This is a genomic window from Pandoraea captiosa, from assembly GCF_902459775.1.
GTDB lineage: Bacteria > Pseudomonadota > Gammaproteobacteria > Burkholderiales > Burkholderiaceae > Pandoraea > Pandoraea captiosa.
Genome location: NZ_CABPSQ010000004.1, coordinates 271692 through 294066, shown reverse-complemented (window position 1 = coordinate 294066; position 22375 = coordinate 271692). Strand labels below are relative to the sequence as shown.

The window sequence follows — 22375 nt, the reverse complement described above, 5'->3', positions numbered from 1 at the left end:
TGGCGATGGCAGAAGTCGCGAAACGCGTGGATGTGGGGAAACGAGGGCGAAGACGGGGAGAAATTTCCGAACGAAAACAGGTCAGCGAAATGACACTTTCAATGAGATTCTCCGGGACACCGAGCGCAACATTGGCGCCTTCGATTCGAGATCTCTCTTGATCTTCAGGACCCCAAAAAGAAACGACCGCCCTGCTCATCGCAGGACGGTCGCCCTCTCTTCGCCAGAAGATATCAGGCCGGCACGCCCGATTCGTCACCGCGCAACCCGTACCGGCACATGAGGCGGTACAGCGTAATGCGCGAAATACCCAACTCTGCGGCCACGTCCGTGAGACGGTGACAGTGACGCAGCAACGCCTGCTCGATGGCCGTTCGTTCGGCCTCCGCGCGAATTTCTTCCAGCGTGCGCACCAGCGTCGGTACCCACGGAAGCAGGTCGAGATCCTTGGCCGAGATCATGCGGCTATCGGCCATCACGATGGCGCGGCGCACGCGATTGATCAGCTCGCGCACGTTGCCCGGCCAGTGATATTCGTACATCGCCTGCACCGCGCACTGCGTGAAACCGCGGATCTTGCGATGGTTGTCGCCCTTGAAGCGTTGCAGCACGTGATGCGCCAGGATCTCGATATCCTGGCCTCGTGCGCGCAGCGGCGGTTCGTCCACGCGCAATACGCACAGACGATGGAACAGGTCCATGCGGAACCTGCCTTCTTTCACCGCGGTTTCCAGATCGACGTGCGTGGCGGAAATAATGCGCACATTGACCGGAATCACTTCATGGCCGCCCAAACGCTCGATCGCGCCCTGCTGAAGAAAGCGCAGCAGACTCGCCTGGCTCTCGATGGGCAGGTCGCCGATTTCGTCGAGGAAGAGCGTACCGCCGTTGGCGGACTCGACGCGACCGATCTTGCGGGCGTTGGCCCCCGTGAAAGCACCGCGTTCGTAGCCGAATAATTCGGACTGCATCAGGTGTGGCGGAATCGCGCCGCAGTTGATGGCGACGAAGGGTCCCTTCGCTCGCAGGGACCGCTCGTGAATCGCTACCGCGCTCAGTTCCTTGCCTGTACCCGACTCACCCGAGATGAACACGGGCGCATCGGTGTTGGCGACTTTGCGAATGGTGCGGAAGAGCTGTTGCATCGCCTCGCACGTACCGACCATCTCCTGATCGCCCCCGACTTGCGGCGTAATGATGGGGACTTCCGAGAGCGAGGCCATGCCCCATGCGTGGCCGATCGAATGCGCGAGCTGATCGTTGGTGCACGGGACATTGACGTAGTCGAAGCAATAGTCGCGGATGAGCCGACGGATCGACGTCGTCGTAAGTTGTTCGGGGGTTGTCGCGGCGACCCAGCCTACCGTTGCGGGCTGCATGCAGGACTCGAAGGCACCCATCTCGCGGTCGCTGTAACCGCTTGCCAGGTCGATGAGTGCTGCACTGGTAATCCCCGGATTGAGAATGCGACCCACGTCGCTGGCGCTCTTGGCCGGCACCACTTGCCAGCCTTGCTCCCCCAAGAACGACAACAAACCGTCGTTGTGCTTTCGGGAAGCGTAAATCAGGGTGCGCCCGGTATCGTTAGCCATACCTTAACTCCCTGCCTAAGCAGTGCCTGCACGCGGTTTTTTTGGTCGATGACCGGTTCCGCGCGACAGGTATACGGCCCCACGCCGCCTGGGCGTTATGGTGTTCCCCCGTGTCGTTGGGTACCCAAGTCGGCAGGTTCAGTCTAGAAGACGGGGATATGCGCAGATATAGCGAATAACAGCTAATCCGATTGGATGAGAGTACCAGTACCTACGCGCAGAGGAGAGCGTCGTCACGTGCGCGTCATGCTCAGAGCGTATGTCTGTCGAGCACGGCTCGGGCGATGGTGCCAGCGTCCACATACTCCAGCTCGCCCCCGACCGGCACGCCTCGCGCGAGCCGACTGACACGCAAACCGCGCGCCTTGAGCGTCTGTCCGATGTAATGCGCCGTGGCTTCGCCTTCGTTGGTGAAGTTCGTGGCGAGCACGACTTCCTTGACCACGCCGTCGGTGGCGCGGCGAATCAGTTGCTCGAAATGGATTTCGCCCGGGCCTACGCCGTCGAGCGGCGAAAGGTGCCCCATGAGGACGAAATAAAGGCCCTTGAAGGTCATCGTCTGCTCGAGCATGTTCTGGTCGGCGGGTGTTTCCACCACGCACAGCAGGCTCGTGTCGCGCTCGGGATCGAGGCACGTCTCGCAGATTTCGACTTCGGAAAAGGTGTTGCAGCGCGCGCAATGGCGAATCTGCTCGGAGGCATGCACCAGCGCCTCGCCCAGCCGCACGGCGCCCTTACGGTCACGCTGAAGCAGGTGGTAAGCGATGCGTTGTGCGGACTTCGGACCGACGCCCGGCAATGCGCGCAGGGCGTCGACGAGTTCCTGCAAGCTCGAGAGCTGGGGCTGGGGCATGCGTCGTCGTTCTGATGAGATCTGGGCGGGGATGCTCAGAACGGCATCTTGAAGCCCGGCGGCAGCGGCAGACCCGCGGTCAGACCACCCATCTTTTCCTGCGCGGTGGCTTCGGCCTTGCGCACGGCGTCGTTGAACGCGGCAGCCACGAGGTCTTCGAGCATGTCCTTGTCATCGGCCAGCAGGCTCGGATCGATGCTCACGCGGCGCACGTCGTTCTTGCAGGTCATCACAATTTTCACGAGACCGGCGCCCGACTGACCCTCGACTTCGATCTGAGCCAGCTGTTCCTGCGCCTTCTTCATGTTTTCCTGCATTTGCTGAGCCTGTTTCATCAGACCCGCGATATTTCCTTTCAGCATCATGACTCCTGTGTCAAACGTGTGGGGTGCCGGTCGCGTTGCGTAACTCGTAATCGCGCCATAATCGCCACGTAATTGCGCACGCGGGGCATGCAAGGGCGCGCGGCGACTGACTTGGGTCGTAGGCCGAACACGCCGCGCACATGCCAAACGCATGTTTGGGTGCCGGATTCGAAAATCCGGGTCCATTTACGAAAGCGAACTTGCTTATTGTACCGGGCGAATGCTTCCCGGAAGGATCTGGGCGTCGAATTCGTCGATCAATTCGCGCATGACGGGGTCGTCGGCAATCGCTTGCTCTGCGGCGCGCTGGCGTGCCGCGGCCGCTTCTGCGGCAAGCGACGCCGCGGTCGTGCCAACCTGCCCCAGTTCGACGTGCAACTGCACATCGGTGCCGAAGTGCTCGGAAAGCACCTGTCGCAGCTTGTCGGCCGTCGCGGCGTCTGCCAACTGGCGCAGGGGCACGCGCAAGTGCAGCGCGCGTCCCGCCACTTCCGTCAACTCGCTCTGGAATGCCAGTTGCTGCGCCAGGCCGCGAGCCGGCAGCTCGGCCGCCAGCGCGGGCCATTCGCCAGTGAACACCGGCGCGACGCCGTCGGCATCGCGATAGACGCAGGCACGCGGCGGCTCGGCGGGCATGGATGCCGCCGTTGCGGGCGCAGATCCGGCAGGCTCGGGCTCAGGATCCGCGCCCGCCGGCGCTTCGTCCGAAGCACGTGCGGCGCTGCCGCGGGTGGCACTCGCAGCGCCACCGGTGCGACCTGCCCCGCTCGCCCCGCCTGCACCTTTGCGTCCGGCGTTGAGGGCGGCGAGCGCGGCACGTGCCGGGGACATCGGCGCGCCGTCGGTCGGTGCACTACTACGTGCGGCGGGCGCGCGGCGCGCTTCGGACTGCGCGGCCGGCGCAGATGGAGCAGATGCTGAGGAGAACGAGGACGCTGCGCGCGGTGGCGTATCTGCCATCGGCGCACGCGGCGGCGACGCAGCCGTCGTGCCCCCCGACGCCCCAGCCGCACTGCGTGCGGCCTGCGGCGTCGGCGGCTCGGCGAGCGTACCGCCTGCGAGCAACGGCGTGAATGCCGCCATGCGCAGGAGCGCCATCGAAAAGCCGGTGTATTCGTCCGGCGCGAGGCCGAGTTCACCGCGCGCGCGCGTGGCGATCTGGTAATACAGCTGGACCGCTTCCGGCGAGAGCGCCTCGGCCAGACGTCGAACGTCCGCCGCTTCCGGCCAGTCGTCGGACACAGCCTGGGGCGCGTACTGCGCCAGTGCGATCTTGTGCAGCAAGCTGCCAAGGTCCTGCAGCCCGGCGGCGAACGAGAAGCTGCGCTCTGCCATTTCGTCGGCAATGGCCAGCAGGTCGGTGCGCGATTCGTCCTTGAGCGCGTCGAGCAAACGCACGAGCACGCTTTGATCGATCGCGCCCAGCATGCCGCGCACGGCCGTCTCTGTCAGCGGTCCTGCGGCGTACGCGATGGCCTGATCGGTGAGCGAGAGCGCGTCGCGCATGCTGCCGCCCGCCGCCTTGGCGAGCAGGCGCAGCGCCTGCGGCTCGTTCTCGATACCCTCTTCGCCGAGAATGTTCGTGAGGTGCGAGACGATGTGCCCGGCCGGCATCTGCTTCAGATTGAATTGCAGACAGCGCGAGAGCACGGTCACGGGAATTTTCTGCGGGTCGGTCGTCGCGAGAATGAACTTGACGTGCGCGGGCGGCTCTTCGAGCGTCTTGAGCATGGCGTTGAACGCGTGGCCCGTGAGCATGTGCACTTCGTCGATCATATAGACCTTGAAGCGCGCATCCGCGGGCGCGTAGACCGCCTTCTCGAGCAGCGACGTCATTTCGTCGACGCCACGGTTCGACGCCGCGTCCATTTCGACATAGTCGACGAAACGCCCTTCGTCGATGGCACGGCAGGCCTTGCACACACCGCACGGCTCGGCGGTAATCCCCGTCTCGCAATTGAGCGCCTTGGCCAGGATGCGCGAAAGCGTCGTCTTGCCAACGCCGCGCGTGCCGGTAAACAGATAGGCGTGATGCAGGCGCTGTTGCTCGAGCGCGTGCGTCAACGCACGCACGACATGCTCCTGGCCCACCAGGGTCGAGAAGCCTTTGGGGCGCCATTTGCGCGCGAGTACTTGATAGGTCATGCCAAATTGTAACAGTTCGGCGTTGGGCTTCCGCACCGATGTCAACGCCCGATCAGGCGTCGACCGGGCACCAATTGTCTGCCGGAATCGGCAGGCTATCGATGCGATAGGAAAAAATGTTGCGCGATTCTACCAAGCCCGTCCGCCCCACGCGAGGCGCGTGTGCATAGCGCGCGCCCGATGGGCAAAACGCCGGAACGCAAGACGCCAGTGCCATCGCGCCCAACGACATGGGGGTGATGCGGCAACGTTTCAAGCGGTGAGAAATTTTGCGCAGAACGCGCGAGACGATCGATAAGACAAGGAGGTAGGTGACGAGCCTGACCCTCGGCACTGGTAGAAAACGGCTGTGGCTGCTTCGTTCCCGACCTGACCAGATTGGCCGCGCCACCATGCGAGGAGGCCCGTCAGGAACAGATTCTACCAGAGTCGACGCGCCAACAGAAGACCGTCGCACCAAATTCCGGCTCGCAGCACCTCAAGGGCCGCCGATTTCCCGTGAGCCGCAGGATGGGAGCAAACGCAACGACATTGCGTCTAGCATGAAATTGCGCTGTTTGAAGAGGCGAGGACAAGCGCCCCTCCGGCAGCCTCCAGGAAATCGCTCCACACCGCGAACGGAATCTCCGTTGCCATGAAAGCCGTCATTTCAGAACACGGCTTCCCGATTTTTCCGAAATTTGCGACGAGGCAATCTTGCTATGAATAACGTCACTGCCATCCAGAATCACAAACACTTCGAGGCTTGCCTTTCCGAGTTCAGCACATTACAGGTGGCATATTTCTATACGCCATGGTCTAAATCGTGCCAGTTGTTTGCCCAGGAATTCGTCAATGTCACGAACAAATTCGCAGATAGCGTGCAGTTCCTCAAGATCGACATAGAGCGTTGCGAAGATACCGCGCGCGCCCACCGCATCTGCTGTACGCCCACGTTCGTGTTCTATGTGCAGAACCAAAAGGTGGCCGAATTCTCGGAGCCAAATGGCGAGGCGCTGACGGAACTCATTGAGCTTCACAAGAGCGGGTGAGCCAACATTCCATTGCCACCGAAGACCGTCTTTTCAGAAGAGGCTTTCCCACTTTCCAGAATCTGCGACGAGGTACCTCCCATGAATAACATTACCTCCATAAACGACGCCGCGCACTTCCAGGCATGCCTGTCCGAATCCAATGCACTGCAAGTGGCGTATTTCTATGTAACATATTCCAAATCGTGCAGGGCTTTCGCCCAGGACTTCGAAGATGTCGCCAACAAATACGCCGACAGCGTGAAGTTTCTCCAGCTGGACGCAGACGAATGCGAAGTCGTCTCCAGGTCACACAACGTCTCCGAACCGCCAACCGTCATGCTATTCAAGAGGAATAAAACTGTAGCCAAATGTTGGCCCCCGGATCGTGAGGTACTGACAAAACTCATTGAGCATTTCAAGGACTGAGCCGACGGCCGGTTCCCGGGCATGACCCGAAGTGGCGCCCGCCCCGCTGTTTATGGGTGGGCCACCGTACTTGAGGTTGCCTCAGGCAAGCATTGGTAAATTCCGCTAAGATGAGCACAAACTGCATTGGCGAGGGCTATTGAAGCACGCGATTGCAGCCTCCATATGGAGAATGCACGCCCGGGAATGCTGGGTGACATCTCCAGCGTCGGTGAAAGCAAACGGCGTATGGCGCCATTTTCATCGGACGTTTCCGAATAGTCAGACGAGGCAACAATACTCATGAGCGAATCTATCAAGTACATCTCCGACGCCAGCTTCGATGCGGACGTTCTGCAATCCGACAAGCCCGTGCTGCTCGACTTCTGGGCAGAATGGTGCGGCCCCTGCAAAATGATCGCCCCGATCCTCGACGAAGTCTCGAAGGAGTACGGCGACAAGGTGCAGATCGCCAAGATCAATGTGGACGAAAACCAGCAAGTGCCGGCCAAGTTCGGCATTCGCGGCATTCCGACCCTGATTCTGTTCAAGAACGGTGCAGTGGCTGCCCAGAAGGTCGGTGCCCTGTCGAAGTCGCAACTGACCTCCTTCCTCGACGGCAATCTGTAAGTCGTCGACGGGACAAAGTGCCGGGGCCTTTGTCGCCACAGTGCGACACCCCGGCGCCGGGCAGGCAGCGCAGTGCTTGCGCATGACGCTGCTTGCTATATAATCCGCCCAAAAGCATCCCAAAGTTCTTCGAGCGTTCGCTCACTTTTCCCTGATCCTTCACTTGTCGTCCAGCGGACGGCACCTCCGTATGCATTTATCCGAACTAAAGTCCCAGCACGTCTCCGAGCTGCTAGAAATGGCGAACGGTCTCGAAATCGAGAACGCCAACCGTCTTCGCAAGCAGGAGCTGATGTTCGCCATTCTGAAGAAGCGCGCAAAGTCCGGCGAAACCATCTTTGGCGACGGTACGCTCGAAGTGCTGCCGGACGGCTTCGGTTTCCTGCGCTCGCCTGAAACGTCGTATCTGGCCAGTACGGACGATATCTATATCAGCCCGTCGCAGATCCGCCGCTTCAACCTGCATACCGGCGACACGATCGAAGGGGAAGTGCGTACGCCGAAGGACGGCGAGCGTTATTTCGCGCTGGTGAAGGTCGACAAAGTCAACGGCCACCCGCCTGAGGCCTCGAAACATAAGATCATGTTCGAGAACCTCACGCCGCTGCACCCGAACAAGCCGCTGCTGCTCGAGCGCGACATTCGCGGCGAGGAAAACGTGACGGGCCGCATCATCGACATGATCGCCCCGATCGGCAAGGGCCAGCGCGGTCTGCTGGTCGCCTCGCCGAAGTCCGGCAAGACGGTGATGCTGCAGCACATTGCACATGCCATCACTGCCAATCACCCGGAAGCCAAGCTTTTCGTGCTGCTCATCGACGAGCGTCCGGAAGAAGTGACGGAAATGCAGCGCTCGGTGCGCGGCGAAGTGATTGCGTCGACGTTCGACGAACCGGCAACGCGCCACGTTCAGGTCGCGGAAATGGTGATCGAGAAGGCCAAGCGCCTGATCGAAATGAAGGAAGACGTGGTGATTCTGCTCGACTCGATCACACGTCTGGCCCGCGCCTACAACACCGTGATCCCGGCATCGGGCAAGGTCCTCACCGGCGGTGTGGACGCCAACGCCCTGCAACGTCCGAAGCGCTTCTTCGGTGCAGCGCGTAACGTCGAAGAAGGTGGCTCGCTCACGATCATCGCCACGGCCCTGATCGAAACGGGCAGCCGCATGGACGACGTGATCTATGAAGAATTCAAGGGCACCGGCAACATGGAAGTGCACCTGGAGCGTCGTCTCGCGGAAAAGCGTGTCTACCCGGCGATCAACCTGAACAAGTCGGGCACGCGTCGCGAAGAGTTGCTCATCAAGCCGGAAATCCTCCAGAAGATCTGGGTGCTGCGCAAGCTCATCTACGATATGGATGAGGCCGAAGCCATGGAATTCCTGCTTGGCAAGATCAAGCAGACGAAGAACAACGCCGAGTTCTTCGACCTGATGCGCCGCGGCGGCTGATCCCACCGATCACGCCCCACGCATCACGAGAGAAAGCCGCGACAACCCGTCGCGGCTTTTTCATTGCGCCTGCGCCGAGGCGCCCCCTCCCCGCCCGACCGGCGTCGTCCGTCATGCCCGCCCCGCACCTCGCCGTGCACGACGCGGACTGTCACGATGCCTGTTATATGATGGGACGTTACCGGCTGCGGCAGCGCGCTGCACGGCCACCCGATATCGCCACCGGTACGCCTTCCCCCCAAAGCTGTTCCCGAAGGAGAAATTGCAATGTCCGAGAAAGACGAATTGATGGCGGAAGCCTTCGCCCACCTGGAAGCCGGCGATCCCGAAACGGCCCTGGAGATCGGCAAACGGCTGGAGTCGATGCAGTACTCGGGCGCCTATGAAGTTCAGGCGATGGCCTACGCCGACCTGGACGACATCGAGCAGGCCATCGCGGTACTCGAAGCCGGCGTCGCCCATGCGCCCGGCGTCTGGCTGCTTTGGCAGTTGCTCGGCAACTACCGCTCCGATCTGGGACGTTTTCCCGCCGCCATCGAAGCCTATGAGGCTGCCGCAAATTGCGCGCCTGACGAAGACCTCGTGATCGTCGATTTCAATCACGCCAATGCCCTCGCGCGGCAAGGGGATTTCGCCGCGGCACAGACCCAGCTCGACCGTACGTTCGAAAGCCCGCATCTGGCGCAGGCCGGGCGCGCGTTTATCGAGAACGCCATCGCGCTGCGCATGCATCTCTTCGTTGCCCAGGGCGAGCCGAAGGCGGCCATTGCCACTTACGAGGCGCTGGCAAAGCAGGAACACGATGAAGAAGGCAGCAACGTCTCGATGGCCGACGTGCTCGCCGAGCTCTCGCACGCCTACAAGCAAACGGGCGACAAGGCCAAGGCCATGACCACGGCACTGGAAGCCGTGCAGCACTACAAGTGGAGCGACGCCGCCCTGTGGGCGCTGCGCGCCGCGCGTGACGAGCAGTCGGAAACGGCGCGCGCCATGCATCTGATCGTCGAGGGCCAATGGTATGAGCCGCTGGAAGACGAAGATCCGGACGGTCCCGCTCCCGAATTCGTCACCACGTACGATGTCGTCGCCGAAAACGAAGAAGAAGCGCTGCGACTGATCGCCGAATGCGAACCGCCCCAAGTGCGCGAGTCGCTGCGGATCGCCGAGACCCATCCCATCGAAAACGACGACGGCGCGTCCGCCACCGCCTTCAAGGGCGTCTATGCCACCGGCGACTATCACATGTATCAGCCGGGCGAGGAAGGGGAATTGCTCGACGACTGACGCATCGCCGATTGGACGTCCTGCCATCTGCCGCAGGGACCGGACATCGCTGTCGACATCGTTACGGTAAACACCAAAGGGCGCCGGTTCCGTTCCGGCGCCCTTTGTCCTTTTCCAACGCCACGGACGTCATCCGTGGCCTTCGTCTCGCGTCGTCTTATTTGTAGCCGGCGCGGTCGAGAATGCGCTGCGCTTCCGGCAGGTTCTTGGCAATGGTGCCGATGGACACATCCTCCGCCTTGAACTCGCCCAGCGACGTGAGCGCCGGGTTGTCCAGCTTCGTCGTCGGCACCGCGGGCCATTCATTGTTGCCATTGGCGAAGTATTGCTGCGCTTCGTCGCTCGCCAGGTACTCCAGGAACTTGACCGCGTTCGCATGGTTCGGCGCATGTTTGGCGATGCCGGCGCCCGCCACGTTCACGTGCGTTCCCTTGCCCGCCTGATCCGGCCAGATGAAGCCGACCTTCGACATCAGCGCCTTGTCTTCCGGCTTGTCCGAGCGAGCCATGCGCACGTAGTAGTACGAGTTGGCCAGCGCCACGCCGCACTCCCCGGTCGCCACGGCCTTGATCTGGTCGGTATCGCCACCGCGCGGCGCACGCGCGAAGTTCGCCACCATGCCTTCGGCCCATTTCTGCGTCGCCTGCGCGCCATCACGCGCGATCAGCGCCCCGACCAGCGAGAGCATGTACGGATGCGAGCCCGAGCGCGTGCAGACCTGCCCCTTGTGCGAGGGTTCGGCGAGCGACGCGTACGTCTGGACCGACTTCGGATCGACCTTGTCCTTGTTGTAGACGATCACGCGAGCGCGCGTGGAGAAGCCATACCAGTCGGTACCCGCCTTGGTGTTGGCAGCATGCAGCTTGGCGGGAATACGCGCGTCGAGCGTGGCCGACTTGGTCGGCTGGAACAGCCCGGCTTCATCGGCCTTCGACAGACGCGCCGCATCGACCATCAGGATGACATCGGCCGGGCTCTTCGCCCCTTCGCTCTTAAGACGCTCAAGCAGTGCAGCGTCATCCGCTTCGATGCGATTGATCTTGATACCCGTTTGCTTCGTGAACGTGCCGTAAAGCTGCTCGTCGGTCTGATAGTGACGCGCCGAATACAAGTTCAGCACGCCGTTGTCCGCCTGTGCGCCAAATGCCGCTGCCAGCGTCGAGCCGAGCACCGTCAGTCGCGCCAGTTTGCCGATCGTCTTTGCCTTCATGGGCCGTTCCCCTCGCAATCATGGTTTCGTAGAGGAGAACAGCATAATGAAAAAATCGAATTAACACAAATGATTCCCATTTGCATTCATTCAGATGTTCACTATTGAGGTCGAAGAAGCCGACGGGGGAAGGAAAGATGGAAGGGGCGAGTACACTGACGGCGAGATCCGGCGCGCTGCCTGAGCGCGTCGGCGCGGCGCGGCCGGTACCCAGCGACAGCCGATGATGGCCGGAGAAGCCCGATGACACCTGGAGACGCGCTCGCGTTGCGGCTGATAAGATGAGGCACCCCGCGAAAGGTTCCACGACAAGTTGCCGCACACCGATGACACCCTCGAAAAGTGAACTCAAGGGTGCCCGCCACGCTCCAATCGCCGTAAAATTGCGCGTCGACGCACGTAGCCTCCGCCCTGCTCCCAGGGTCTTAGGGGCCGCCGCGTGCGTTTGTCCTGCCCTGCCGGAGTTTCCCCTTGTTGTCGTTGATTCGAATTCTGCGTCGCGCTGTCGCCACGACCGCCGCCGATGCCCCCGCCGTGCCCGCCGCCGCCGTGCCGCCCGCTCCGTTCGTCGCGCCATCCGCCACATCATCGGTCGTCCCGGTCGGCTTGCGCATTGCAATGCCGCCCGGCAGGTCGGACAGCCCTTCGCGCTCCCGCAGCCTCACCACATCGCTGACCTCGCTGACGACGATCTGCGCCGTGGCCATACTCGCCGGCTGTGCGAGCGCACCGCCCGTGGATTCGGGCAATGCACCGGTCACGTCGACGACGACCCCGCCGCTGGTCACGCAAACGCCGGCCGTGCCTGCCACACCGCTTTCACCCCCCAGAGTCGTACGCCCGCTGAAGATCGGTCTGGCGCTGGGCGGTGGCGCGGCACGCGGTTTCGCGCACGTTGGCGTGATCAAGGCGCTTGAGGCGCGCGGCATTCACGCGGACATCGTCGTCGGCACCAGTGCGGGTAGCGTCGTCGGCGCCATGTATGCCTCCGGCCTCAACGGTTTTCAGCTAAACCGCCTCGCGTCGACGATGGACGAGGCGTCGATCAGCGACTGGACGATGCCTTTCCGCTCGCGCGGCATGCTGCGCGGCGAAGCCCTCCAGTCGTACGTCAACAAGGTGCTCAAGGACCGTACCATCGAGCAGATGCCGCGTCAGTTGGGCATTGTGGCCACCGACCTGCAAAGCGGCGCACCCATCCTGTTTCGTCGCGGCAATACCGGGCAGGCCGTGCGCGCGTCGAGCAGCGTGCCGGGGGTGTTCGAACCCGTCCACATCGGCAATCGCGATTACGTGGATGGTGGCCTCGTCGCCCCCGTGCCTGCCGAATATGCCCGGCAGATGGGGGCGGATTTCGTGATTGCCGTCGACATCTCGGCCAATCCGACCGCGCAGGCCACACAGGGTCAGTTCGACATCCTGATGCAGACGTTTACGATCATGGGCCAGTCGATCAAGCAGTACGAACTGGAGAAAAATGCGGATGTGGTGATTCGCCCGTCGCTGGCGAAGATGGCCGCCTCGGACTTCCAAGGGCGCAACCGTGCGATTCTCGCTGGCGAGGAAGCGGTCGCAAAAGCGTGGCCTGACATTCAGCGCAAACTCGCCGAGGCTCAGACCGACGCTACGCGCGGCGTGGCGCAGGCCGCGCGCTGAACGAGACGTCGCGGCCATCCCGGCGCACCAATAAAAATGCCGCCCCTGGGGCGGCATTTTCCATGGCACGGTCGCACACGCCAACGGCGGGCACCGGCGCCTTACATCGGGTGATCGTTCTTGAAGAGCTGCTCGACGCGCGTGAGTTCGGCGCTGGCCTTGAGCGTCTCGACGCGACGGGCGCCATTGTAACGGGCCGACCAGTACGACTCGCGCAGGTCTTCCACGCGGATCTTGCCGCCGGTGGCCGGAGCGTGCACGAACTTGTCGCCGCCAATATAGATACCGACGTGCGAGAAACTGCGACGCATGGTGTTGAAGAACACCAGATCGCCCGGCTTCAGATCGGTCTTGGCGATACGCTCACCCACCTGGCTCATTTCTTCCGAGCGGCGCGGGAGCATGAAATTGAGCGTGTCCTGGAACACATAGCGCACGAAACCGCTGCAATCCAGACCGCTGTCCGGCGTATTGCCGCCGTACTTGTAACGAACGCCAATGTAGTTCAGCGCGCCAAGCACGACATCCGACGCCTTGTCGGTGACATTCGAGAGCAGCTTCTGCGCACGTTGCACGCGCGACTCTTCGACGACCGGCGATGCGGTGTCTGCCACGGTGGCAACGTTTGCGGTGTTCTGGGAAGCACTGGCTTGATTGGCCGCGGCGGCGGCACGCGCTGCGGCGGTCGGGCCATTGTTGTAGTCGTCAGCCTTCGCCGTCAACGAGGCGGTAACGAGGCCAGCGGCAGTGATCGCGAGAAGGAGGGTCTTGCGGGTGCGCGGAGGTTTCGTCGTCTGCATTGGTCGCCGGGTTGGTTGAGTCGGATGGCCGATGAGTAGCTCGTCAGTTGCAACAGGATGCTGCTGTGTTGAAGACCTTCGAGTCACGCCCGGCAGACCCACCGCCGAACTTGATCTAGGAACCGACCGATACGCTGGTCAGTTAACTCGTTGAATAATCAACTTAATTGGTACGCGATAGTAATGTGAACGTCACATGATGTCAAAAGGTAATAGAAAAAAACAATCAGCACAATCAGAAAATTTTCATTAACAATCAAGCCTTTGCGATTTAGCCGATGTTCACCGACGTTATGTGACGTTTCACGGCAATGTCACGCCCCTACAGCATGGCCGCTGCGACCAGCTCCCGCGTGTAGTCGTTTTGCGGATCAAAAAATACCGATTCCGTATCGCCCTGCTCCACAAGGTGGCCATCCTTGAACACCAGAACCCGATGCGCCATCGCCCGCATGACCGCCAGATCGTGGCTGATGAACAGGTAGCTCAGGTTGTACTTGATCTGCAATTGCGCGAGCAGATGAAGCACTTGCTGCTGGATCGAGACGTCGAGCGCGCTGGTCGGCTCGTCGAGTACCAGAATCTGAGGATCGACGACGAGGGCGCGTGCAATCGCAATCCGTTGCCGTTGGCCGCCTGAGAATTCGTGCGGGTAGCGTGACATGGCCCGCGCATCGATTCCCACCTCACGCAGCACTTCCGCCACGCGCGTACGGCGCTCGTCTTCACCCAATTGCGGACGATGCAGCGCCAGCCCTTCTCCCACGATTTCCTCGATGGTCATGCGTGGCGAAAGGGAGCCGAACGGGTCCTGAAACACGATCTGCATGCGCGAGCGCAACGTACGCTGCGCTGCGCCACGGTAGGACGCCAACGGCTCGCCCTGAAACTCGATCTGGCCGGCGCTGGTGTGCTGGAGTCCGAGCATGGCCATCGCGAGCGTCGTCTTGCCGGAACCCGACTCGCCCACCACGCCCAGCGTTTCACCCTGTCGTAGCGACAAATCGACCGGGTGCACGGCACGGAACCGGCCCCGCTGAAACCAGCCGCGAATGCCGGGTTGCGCGGTGGCGTAGTCCACGGTCACACCGCGACCTTCGAGCAGCACCGGCGCAATCGGGAGCACCGGGTGAATCTCACGCACGGGGCGACTGTCGATCAGCTTGCGCGTGTAGGGGTGCTGCGGATTCGTGAAAAGCGTCTCGGTGTCGGCGCACTCGACAAGCACGCCCTTCTCCATGACGGCGACGCGCTGCGCAAACTTGCGCACCAGATTCAGATCGTGCGTGATGAGCAGCACCGCCATGCCACGCTTCTCGGCGGCGTCGCGCTGCAATTCCAGCAGTAGTTCGATGATCTGTGCGCGAATGGTGACGTCGAGCGCCGTCGTCGGCTCGTCTGCCAGCAGCAGCTTGGGGCGGCAAGCGAGCGCCATCGCAATCATGGCGCGCTGACGCTGACCGCCCGACAACTCGTGCGGGAAGTGTGAGACTCGGCGCTCCGGCTCCGGAATGCCCGTGCGACGCAGCAACTCGATGGCGCGCACTTTGGCGTCTTTCGCGGACAGCCCTTCATGCAGCGCCAGCGCCTCGGCAATCTGCTCGCCGACCGGATAGAGCGGATTGAGCGCAGTCATCGGCTCCTGAAAGATCATGGCGACATCGTTGCCACGCAGCCCGCGCATCTCGCGCTCGCTGACCGACGCCAGATCCGTGCCGTCGAGCAGGATCCGCCCACGGATATCCGCGTCCTGCAACAAGCGAAGGATTGCCAGCGCCGTCACGCTCTTGCCGGAACCGGACTCGCCGACGAGCGCCACCCGCTCGCCACGTTCGATGGCGAAACTCACGTTCTTCACGGCTTCGGTATCACCGAAGTTCACGCTGAGATTTTCGATACTGAGCAGCGGCGCGTTCACATCGCCCCCCCGGCCGCAGCCTGCTTGTCGGCCACACGCGTGTCGAGCGCGTTGCGCAAGGCGTCGCCCATGAAGGTCAGCAACAACAGCGTGAGCACCAGCACGACGAACGTCGCCAGGGAAATCCACCACGCATCCAGATTCGCCTTGCCCTGATTGAGCAACTCGCCGAGACTCGGCGTGGGCGGCGGCACCCCGAGCCCGAGGAAGTCGAGACTCGTGAGCGCCAGAATCGCCCCGCTCATGCGGAACGGCAGGAAGGTAATGACCGGCGTCATGCTGTTGGGCAGAACATGACGACGGATGATCTGCCAGTTCGACAGCCCCATCGCGCGCGCGGCACGCACATAGTCGAGCTGGCGATTGCGCAGAAACTCGGCGCGAACGTAATCGGACAGGCCGATCCACCCGAACAGCGACAGGAGCACGAACAGCAGCCATAGATGCGGCTCGAAGATCGACGCGAAAATGATCAGCAGATACAACTCAGGCAACGATCCCCAGATCTCGATGAGGCGTTGCAGCGTAAGGTCGACGCGTCCGCCGTAAAAGCCCTGCACCGCGCCGGCGAGCATGCCGAGCAGCGTGCCGGATACCGTCAACGCCAGCGCGAAGATCACGGACAACCGGAAGCCATAGAGCAGGCGCGCGAAGACGTCGCGCCCGCGATCGTCCGTGCCCAGCCAGTTTTCCGACGACGGCGGCGCCGGATTCGGCACCTTCGCGAAGTAGTTGATGGTGGCGTAGCTATAGCGCACCGGCGGGTAGATCGCAAAGTTCTCGCCCGAACGGATACGGTCCTCGATGAACGGATCGAGGTAATCCGTGGGTGTCGGGAAGTCGCCGCCAAAGGTCGACTCCGGATACGTCTTCACGAGCGGAAAATACCATTGCCCCTCATAGCGCACGACCCAGGGCTTGTCGTTGGCGATGACCTCGGCAAAGAGGCTGATGCCGAACAGCACGACGAACGCGACCAGGCTCCAGTAGCCCAGTCGGTGACTGCGAAAGCGCCGCCATACGCGCCAGCGCGGCGAACGCGCTGCGGCGGCATAGGACGACGTGCGTGGGGACGGCGTGGCGGATCGGGTCACGTCAGTGCTCCACTCGATCGAATTGAATACGCGGGTCGACCAGTACGTAGCAAAGGTCGGAAATGAGCTTGGTCACCAGCCCGATGAGCGTGAACAGATACAGCGAACCGAGCACGACGGGATAGTCGCGACGCTGTACCGATTCATACGACAAACGCCCCAGACCATCGAGCGAGAACAGCGTTTCGATGAGCAGACTGCCAGCGAAAAATGCACCGATGAACGCTGCCGGGAAGCCCGTGATGAGCGGAATCAGCGCGTTGCGGAACACGTGCTTGAACAGCACTTTGCGCTCGGAAAGCCCCTTGGCGCGCGCCGTAAGCACATACTGCCGACGAATCTCGTCGAGAAACGCGTTCTTCGTGAGCATGGTGACGACCGCAAAACTGCCCACCACCGATGCCGTCACCGGCAATGTGATATGCCACAGGTAGTCGGTAATCTTCGCGGGCCACGACAACTCGCTCCAGTTGTCCGAGACGAGCTCACGCAGCGGAAACAACTGCCAGAACGTGCCGCCGCCGAAGAGCACGAGCAGCAATACGCCAAGCACGAAGCCCGGGATCGCGTAGCCGATCAGCACGACCAGACTCGTGAGCGTGTCGAAGCGAGACCCGTTGCGCACCGCCTTGGCGATGCCCAACGGCACCGATATCAGGTAGGTGAGAAAAAACGTCCAGAGCCCGAGGGAAATCGACACCGGCAGCTTGGAGACGATCAGCGACCAAACGCTCTGATGATGGAAATAGCTTTGCCCGAGATCGAAGCGAACGAAGCGTTTGAGCATCAGCCAGTAACGTTCCATCGGCGTTTTGTCGAAGCCGTAGAGCGCCTTGATCTGTGCGAGCTGCTGGGCGTCGATGCCACGACGCCCACGATAGTCGCTGCCGCCCCCGCCCCCGCTCGCTTCACCGCCACCGCCACGCCCCTTGAGTTCGAGCATCACCTGCTCGACCGGGCCGCCGGGCACGAACTGAATGACCGCAAAGGTCAGCGTGATCACACCGAGCAACGTCGGAATCATGATCAGCAATCGCTTGAGAATGTAGGACCACATGATTAACGGTCGACTCCAGTCGAAGCTGCCGGGGCCTTTGGCCCGCCCCCTGAGCGCGAATCCCACCACATGGACACCAGCCAGCCTTCCGCAGTGAAGTACTTCGGCAACGTTTCCGGGTAACGAAGTTCGCGCTTGTATGCCATGCGATGCGTCGACGAGAACCAGTGCGGCACGATGTAGTAGCCGTGCATCAGCACCCGATCGAGCGCGCGGGCGGCGGCGATCAGGTCCTCATACGTATGTGCGCGCACCAGCGCCCCGAGGAGCGCGTCGACGGCAGGGTCTTTCAGACCGATGACGTTATCCGAGCCGTCCACGTTGGCCGACTGGCTGCCGAAACGATCGAGCAGTTCGGTGCCGGGAATCTGCGAGTCGGGATAGCGCAGCGAGATCATGTCGAAGTCGAATGTCTCCAGACGCTTCTGATACAGCGCGAAATCGCTCGTACGGAAATTGAGCGTGATGCCGAGCTTGGCGAGATTGCGCGCGTAGGCCGACGCGACCGGGCCCATGGCACCGCCGTCGTCGAGGAATTCGAAGACGAACGGCTCGCCTTTGGCGTTGCGCAGTGCGCCGTCGCGATAGGTCCACCCGGCTTGTGCCAGCAGCTCGCGCGCTTCACGCAGGTTGTCGCGCAGACTCGCGGGCGGGGTCGTCGTGGGCTGCACCACCATCGGTCCGAATACGGCCGGATCGAGCGTCTTGCGAAGCGGCGCGAGCAACTTCAGTTCCGCCTCGCTCGGCATGCCGCGCGCGGCCAGGTCACTGTTGGTGAAGTAGCTGTAGATGCGCTGGTACTGGTTGTAGAACAACTGGCGATTGAGCCACTGATAGTCCAGCGCGAGGTCCAGCGCGCGACGCACGCGCACGTCGCGGAACAAATCGCGCCGCGTATTCAGAATGAAGCCCTGCATGCCTGCGGCATTGTGATGCGCGAATTCGCGCTTGATCAGTTCGCCGTCCTTGAAACGCTTGCCGACATAGCTTCGCACCCAACTCCGGGCGCGGTATTCCGTAATGACATCGAACTCACCCGCCTTGAATCCTTCGAGCCGCACGATGTCGTCTGAATAGAGCTTGTAGACGATGCGCTCGAAGTTGTAGGTGCCGCGTCGCACCGGCAAATTGTTGCCCCAGTACTTCGGATCGCGCCGGAACGTGATGCGGCGCCCGCCGTCGTACGACTCGATCAGATACGGGCCACTCGCAACAGGTGGCTCGAACGTCAGCGCATCGAAGGCTTTGCGCTTGCCGTCCGCCCCCACACTCCACTTCGGCGAGAACACCGGCACCGACGACACGAGCAGCGGCAGATCCGGGCTCACGCGACGAAAATCGAAGCGCACCCGGCCCGGGTCGATCACCGTCACACCCTTCACGTCGGCGAGCATGACCTTGAAGCCGGGCGCCGACTGCGGACTCATCAGCGTATCGAACGAGTATTTGACGTCCTGCGCCGTGACCGGGTCGCCGTTATTGAAGCGCGCCGCCGGGTTGATGTGAAACGTGACGGAAGTGCCGTCGGGCGCCACCGCAATGTCGTCCGCGAGCAGGCCGTACACCGTGGCCGGTTCATCGGCACTGCCGATGCCCAACGTCTCGAACATGAGGCCGGAGACGCCCGGCGCGGAAGTGCCGCGCAGCGTGAACGGATTGAATTTGTCGAAGCTGGTGCGGCGGTCGGGGTTCGCAAGCGTCAGCGTGCCGCCACGGGGCGCGTCGGGATTGACGTAATCGAAGTGCGTGAACCCTTGGGGATACTTCGGCTCGCCGTACTGGGCGATAGCGTACTTGGCCTGAGCGACGGGCGCGGCGAGCAGGCTCGCGGCAAGCACAGCGACGATGAAATGGCGGAGCGAGCCCCGGGTCGTGTGTGGATGCTGCCGTGTCTTGCGCGCGTTCATGCGTCTCCTGTGATGGTCGGCGAGCGCCAGCCTGTCGGGGCTCGGACGCATCCAGCCCCACCCCTTCGATCCGTGCGAAACATCTCGTAACCCGCGCCTCACGCACATTTCCCGCATGAGACTTGGCGGCGCGGCCGGACCGCGCGACAATTGTACCCAAAAGCCCGGCGTTCACCGCACTGAAAGACACATACCCGCCGGCCCGGTTCCCCCATCCCGCCCTGGAGGCCGACGTTGAGTGCTACACGATCGCCTGTGCAGAACCCTAACCGTACCCTGCCCCGCTGGCTCGCCAAATTTTTCTTTCAGTGTGTGGAAGCGGCGCAACGCAGCATCGCCCGTCACTCATTGGTCGGCGACAAGCCCATCTTCGACAACGCGCAGTTCCCATGGGTCGAAGCGATCGAGGCGCAGGGTCCGGCGATCGCGAAGGAGCTCGACGCGGTCCTCGCCAACCCCGGCCGTCTGCCGGCGTTCCACGAGATTTCGCCCGACGTCGCCACCATCACGCAGGATCATCAGTGGCAGACTTTCGTCTTCCTGGGCTACGGCATGCGCGCGGAGCGCAACCTTGCCCGCTGCCCGGCGACGGCAAAAGCGCTGGATGACATTCCCGGCCTGCGCACGGCCTTCTTCTCGATTCTGTCTCCCGGTAAGAAGATTCCGCCACATCGCGGCCCGTACAACGGCGTGCTGCGATTGCATCTCGCCCTGAAGGTGCCGCGCGAGCGCGAGAAGTGCTGGATTGAGGTGGATGGTCAGCGTTACGTGTGGCAGGCCAACCGCGCGGTGATTTTCGACGACGCTTACGAGCATCAGGTGCACAACGACACGGACGAGACGCGCGTCGTGTTGTTCGTCGATTTCGAACGCCCCTGCAAAGCCCCCGTCTCATGGCTCAACAAGCTGTTGCTTTCATTTGCGCCGCTCACACCAGAGCTACAGCAGGCCAAGGCGAATCACGAAAAGTGGGAGCGGGATTACTACGCAACGCCTGCCGCACCGGTGAGTCCCCCTGCACCGGCATCGCCGACCCACGCAAGCGCAACGACCGAAGGTCCGGCGAAACGCGCCGAAACGGTGGAAGACGAACGCGCCCACGGATAAGTGCGTCGCGCATGAAAAAACGCCAGCGAAATGACACTCGCTGGCGTTTTCCATGTCAGGCCATTCCAAGTCACCTACAGGTCACCTGCAGGTCAACTACAGGTCACCTCAGACCACTTCCATACGACTTCATGCGCGCGGATCGGCCGATGTGCGGCGACCGGGTTGCGCGAGCACGTCCTGCGTGGGCGGTGGCACGAAGTTCGCCGCCAGCACGGCAACGAGCGCTGCCGCAAGCATGGCGCCGATGCCGAGCGCGGCATCGCCGAAATGCAGATACGCGAACTTCATGGCTTCGATCACCGCCACGGCCACGACGATGGTAATCATGCTGAGCATGCCGGCAACGGTCGCCCGGTTGGGGCTGTCGACGGCAAACAGCGACTGGCGATACACCACGCCATAGCTCAGGCCCATCCCGAAGGCATGCAGCGTCGTACCGATAAGCAATGCCGGATAGCCGGGCGCCAGAATGGCCGTGCCGACGAGCGAGATTGCCGCGCCGATCAACATGGCGGCCACCCCTGTGGCCAGCAAGCGACCATTCGACCAGCGCCCGACCTGGCGCGCGAGCACCACGTTCCCGAGAATCAACGCCGCGAAGACCGGCACTTGCAGCATGGCGTACTGCATCTGCGACAGACCGGCACGCTCGATCAGAAACACCGGGCCAAGCGCAATCCACGTGAGCAGCGGCGTGACGGCCAACCCCGTGAGTACGGCACCTCGCCAAAAGCGCGCGCTCGAGAGCGGGAGCTTGTAGCCCTGCCACAATTGCGTGGCGTTCAGCGCGTTGCGATCATGGCGCGAGAGTTCTGGCATCGTCCGATACAGGCCGACGAACGACACCACGGCAACGATGGCAATGAGCCAGAAGATGCTGCGCCACGGCCAGAACGACACCACGGCAGCGCCGGCGAGCGGCCCGAACAACGGCGAGAGCAGCGAGACGTTCGCCATGAGCGCCATTACGCGTACCGCCGTCTTCTCTTCGAAGGCTTCATGCACGGTTGGATAACCGACGGTGAGTACGAAGCAGCAGCCCATGCCCTGCAGAAAGCGCAAGAGGATGAACTGCGGCATCGTTTGCACGTAGTGCACGGCCAGGCACGCAACGATGAACATCGCGAGCCCCGAGAGCAGCACGCGACGGCGACCGAACCGGTCGGCGAGCGGGCCCAGCAGCCATTGCAGGCTGGCGTTGCCGAGCATGGCGGCGGTGAGCGCGAGCGTAGTCGCTTCGGCGGTGGCGCCGAACTCGCGTGTGACGAGCGGCATGCCGGGCATGATCATGTCGTTCGAGATGTAGACCGCGAACTCGAAGAGCACCAGCGAGAAGGGAAACCAGAATCGTGAAACGGGGGATGCTGAGTGAGACACCTCGTAAGAACTCCTTTGTGTCGCCAATGCTCGTGACATCGGCACACATAAAAAACAACACCCCCGGTGCCTGCGAGGCACCGGGGGTGTCTGTCGCTTCGTGCCGCGATGTGCGGCGTTCGATGCTTCAGACTTCCAACAGATCGACCTCGAAGACCAGGGTGGCGTTCGGCGGAATCACGCCGCCTGCACCGCGTGCACCGTAGCCAAGTTCGGCCGGAATAATGAGCTTGCGCTTACCGCCGACCTTCATGCCCTGAACGCCTTCGTCCCAGCCACGAATGACCATGCCGCCGCCGAGCACGAAGGCGAACGGGTCGTTGCGGTCCTTGCTGGAATCGAACTTCGTGCCGTCGGTGAGCCAGCCGGTGTAGTGCACGGTAACGGTCTGACCGGCCTTGGCTTCAGCGCCATCGCCCACTTGCAGGTCGTCGTATTGCAGGCCGGAATCGGTAGTGATGGTCGACATGGTTGTCCTCGCTCGAAGTTCGACGGAAAGATGACGG

The 22375-nt window shown here is 62.3% G+C and carries 19 protein-coding genes and 1 other RNA gene; 7 read left to right on the top strand and 13 right to left on the bottom strand.

What is annotated here, in order from left to right:
- Nucleotides 1-233: 233 nt before the first annotated feature.
- From PCA31118_RS14735 to ffs, 5 genes are all read right to left on the bottom strand, one after another.
- Nucleotides 234-1592 carry a sigma-54 dependent transcriptional regulator gene (locus PCA31118_RS14735; protein WP_044455370.1) on the bottom strand — a complete coding sequence of 453 codons (1359 nt, stop codon included), beginning with the start codon at nucleotides 1590-1592 and terminating at the stop codon, nucleotides 234-236.
- 250 nt (nucleotides 1593-1842) lie between these two features.
- Nucleotides 1843-2445 (bottom strand): recombination mediator RecR, encoded by a 603-nt coding sequence (recR, locus tag PCA31118_RS14730; RefSeq protein WP_150625903.1) that lies wholly within the window; start codon nucleotides 2443-2445, stop codon nucleotides 1843-1845.
- Between the two features lie 35 nt (nucleotides 2446-2480).
- Entirely contained in the window at nucleotides 2481-2807 is a 327-nt protein-coding gene (locus PCA31118_RS14725) for a YbaB/EbfC family nucleoid-associated protein (RefSeq protein ID WP_150625984.1), read from the bottom strand.
- A gap of 207 nt (nucleotides 2808-3014) precedes the next feature.
- The gene (dnaX, locus tag PCA31118_RS14720; protein ID WP_150625902.1) at nucleotides 3015-4955 is read right to left on the bottom strand and encodes a DNA polymerase III subunit gamma/tau; all 1941 of its coding nucleotides are present in this window, start codon (nucleotides 4953-4955) and stop codon (nucleotides 3015-3017) included.
- A 310-nt stretch (nucleotides 4956-5265) separates the two neighbouring features.
- Nucleotides 5266-5364: signal recognition particle sRNA small type (ffs, locus tag PCA31118_RS14715), an RNA gene on the bottom strand.
- A 292-nt stretch (nucleotides 5365-5656) separates the two neighbouring features.
- Here ffs and PCA31118_RS14710 point away from each other — a divergent pair.
- The 5 genes from PCA31118_RS14710 to PCA31118_RS14690 all read left to right on the top strand — a co-directional run bounded on the left by PCA31118_RS14710 (nucleotide 5657) and on the right by PCA31118_RS14690 (nucleotide 9740).
- The gene (locus PCA31118_RS14710; RefSeq protein ID WP_150625901.1) at nucleotides 5657-5986 is read left to right on the top strand and encodes a thioredoxin family protein; all 330 of its coding nucleotides are present in this window, start codon (nucleotides 5657-5659) and stop codon (nucleotides 5984-5986) included.
- Between the two features lie 81 nt (nucleotides 5987-6067).
- Nucleotides 6068-6394, top strand: coding sequence for a thioredoxin family protein (locus PCA31118_RS14705; RefSeq protein WP_150625900.1), 327 nt, complete (start codon nucleotides 6068-6070; stop codon nucleotides 6392-6394).
- Between the two features lie 282 nt (nucleotides 6395-6676).
- Nucleotides 6677-7003: a thioredoxin TrxA gene (gene trxA / locus PCA31118_RS14700; protein ID WP_044455367.1), complete on the top strand. Its 327-nt coding sequence runs from the start codon at nucleotides 6677-6679 to the stop codon at nucleotides 7001-7003.
- A gap of 190 nt (nucleotides 7004-7193) precedes the next feature.
- Entirely contained in the window at nucleotides 7194-8456 is a 1263-nt protein-coding gene (rho, locus tag PCA31118_RS14695; protein ID WP_023596554.1) for a transcription termination factor Rho, read from the top strand.
- A gap of 267 nt (nucleotides 8457-8723) precedes the next feature.
- Nucleotides 8724-9740 carry a tetratricopeptide repeat protein gene (locus PCA31118_RS14690; RefSeq protein ID WP_150625899.1) on the top strand — a complete coding sequence of 339 codons (1017 nt, stop codon included), beginning with the start codon at nucleotides 8724-8726 and terminating at the stop codon, nucleotides 9738-9740.
- 157 nt (nucleotides 9741-9897) lie between these two features.
- Here PCA31118_RS14690 and PCA31118_RS14685 read toward each other — a convergent pair whose 3' ends face one another.
- Nucleotides 9898-10950 (bottom strand): extracellular solute-binding protein, encoded by a 1053-nt coding sequence (locus PCA31118_RS14685; RefSeq protein WP_150625898.1) that lies wholly within the window; start codon nucleotides 10948-10950, stop codon nucleotides 9898-9900.
- Between the two features lie 534 nt (nucleotides 10951-11484).
- On the opposite strand from PCA31118_RS14685, the gene PCA31118_RS14680 reads away from it, so the two are divergent.
- The gene (locus PCA31118_RS14680; RefSeq protein WP_425495363.1) at nucleotides 11485-12606 is read left to right on the top strand and encodes a patatin-like phospholipase family protein; all 1122 of its coding nucleotides are present in this window, start codon (nucleotides 11485-11487) and stop codon (nucleotides 12604-12606) included.
- Between the two features lie 101 nt (nucleotides 12607-12707).
- Here the strand turns inward: PCA31118_RS14680 and PCA31118_RS14675 are convergent, their stop codons facing one another.
- The 5 genes from PCA31118_RS14675 to PCA31118_RS14655 all read right to left on the bottom strand — a co-directional run bounded on the left by PCA31118_RS14675 (nucleotide 12708) and on the right by PCA31118_RS14655 (nucleotide 19382).
- Nucleotides 12708-13406, bottom strand: a complete 699-nt coding sequence (locus PCA31118_RS14675; protein ID WP_150625897.1) for a C40 family peptidase — start codon at nucleotides 13404-13406, stop codon at nucleotides 12708-12710.
- Between the two features lie 322 nt (nucleotides 13407-13728).
- Nucleotides 13729-15324 carry an ABC transporter ATP-binding protein gene (locus PCA31118_RS14670; protein WP_150625896.1) on the bottom strand — a complete coding sequence of 532 codons (1596 nt, stop codon included), beginning with the start codon at nucleotides 15322-15324 and terminating at the stop codon, nucleotides 13729-13731.
- Nucleotides 15321-16418, bottom strand: coding sequence for an ABC transporter permease (locus PCA31118_RS14665; RefSeq protein ID WP_150625895.1), 1098 nt, complete (start codon nucleotides 16416-16418; stop codon nucleotides 15321-15323). The genes PCA31118_RS14670 and PCA31118_RS14665 overlap by 4 nt, the downstream gene beginning before the upstream one ends.
- 1 nt (nucleotide 16419) lies before the next feature.
- Nucleotides 16420-17475: a microcin C ABC transporter permease YejB gene (locus PCA31118_RS14660; RefSeq protein ID WP_150625894.1), complete on the bottom strand. Its 1056-nt coding sequence runs from the start codon at nucleotides 17473-17475 to the stop codon at nucleotides 16420-16422.
- Between the two features lie 2 nt (nucleotides 17476-17477).
- Nucleotides 17478-19382: an extracellular solute-binding protein gene (locus tag PCA31118_RS14655; protein WP_150625893.1), complete on the bottom strand. Its 1905-nt coding sequence runs from the start codon at nucleotides 19380-19382 to the stop codon at nucleotides 17478-17480.
- A 234-nt stretch (nucleotides 19383-19616) separates the two neighbouring features.
- Here PCA31118_RS14655 and PCA31118_RS14650 point away from each other — a divergent pair, with 234 nt between their 5' ends.
- Nucleotides 19617-20489 carry an aspartyl/asparaginyl beta-hydroxylase domain-containing protein gene (locus PCA31118_RS14650; protein WP_246190232.1) on the top strand — a complete coding sequence of 291 codons (873 nt, stop codon included), beginning with the start codon at nucleotides 19617-19619 and terminating at the stop codon, nucleotides 20487-20489.
- A gap of 129 nt (nucleotides 20490-20618) precedes the next feature.
- Here PCA31118_RS14650 and PCA31118_RS14645 read toward each other — a convergent pair whose 3' ends face one another.
- A complete protein-coding gene (locus PCA31118_RS14645; protein WP_174990474.1) occupies nucleotides 20619-21869 on the bottom strand; it encodes an MFS transporter in 1251 nt (416 codons plus the stop codon).
- Nucleotides 21870-21996: 127 nt separating this feature from the next.
- Nucleotides 21997-22338 carry an FKBP-type peptidyl-prolyl cis-trans isomerase gene (locus PCA31118_RS14640; RefSeq protein WP_044455358.1) on the bottom strand — a complete coding sequence of 114 codons (342 nt, stop codon included), beginning with the start codon at nucleotides 22336-22338 and terminating at the stop codon, nucleotides 21997-21999.
- Between the last annotated feature and the right edge of the window lie 37 nt (nucleotides 22339-22375).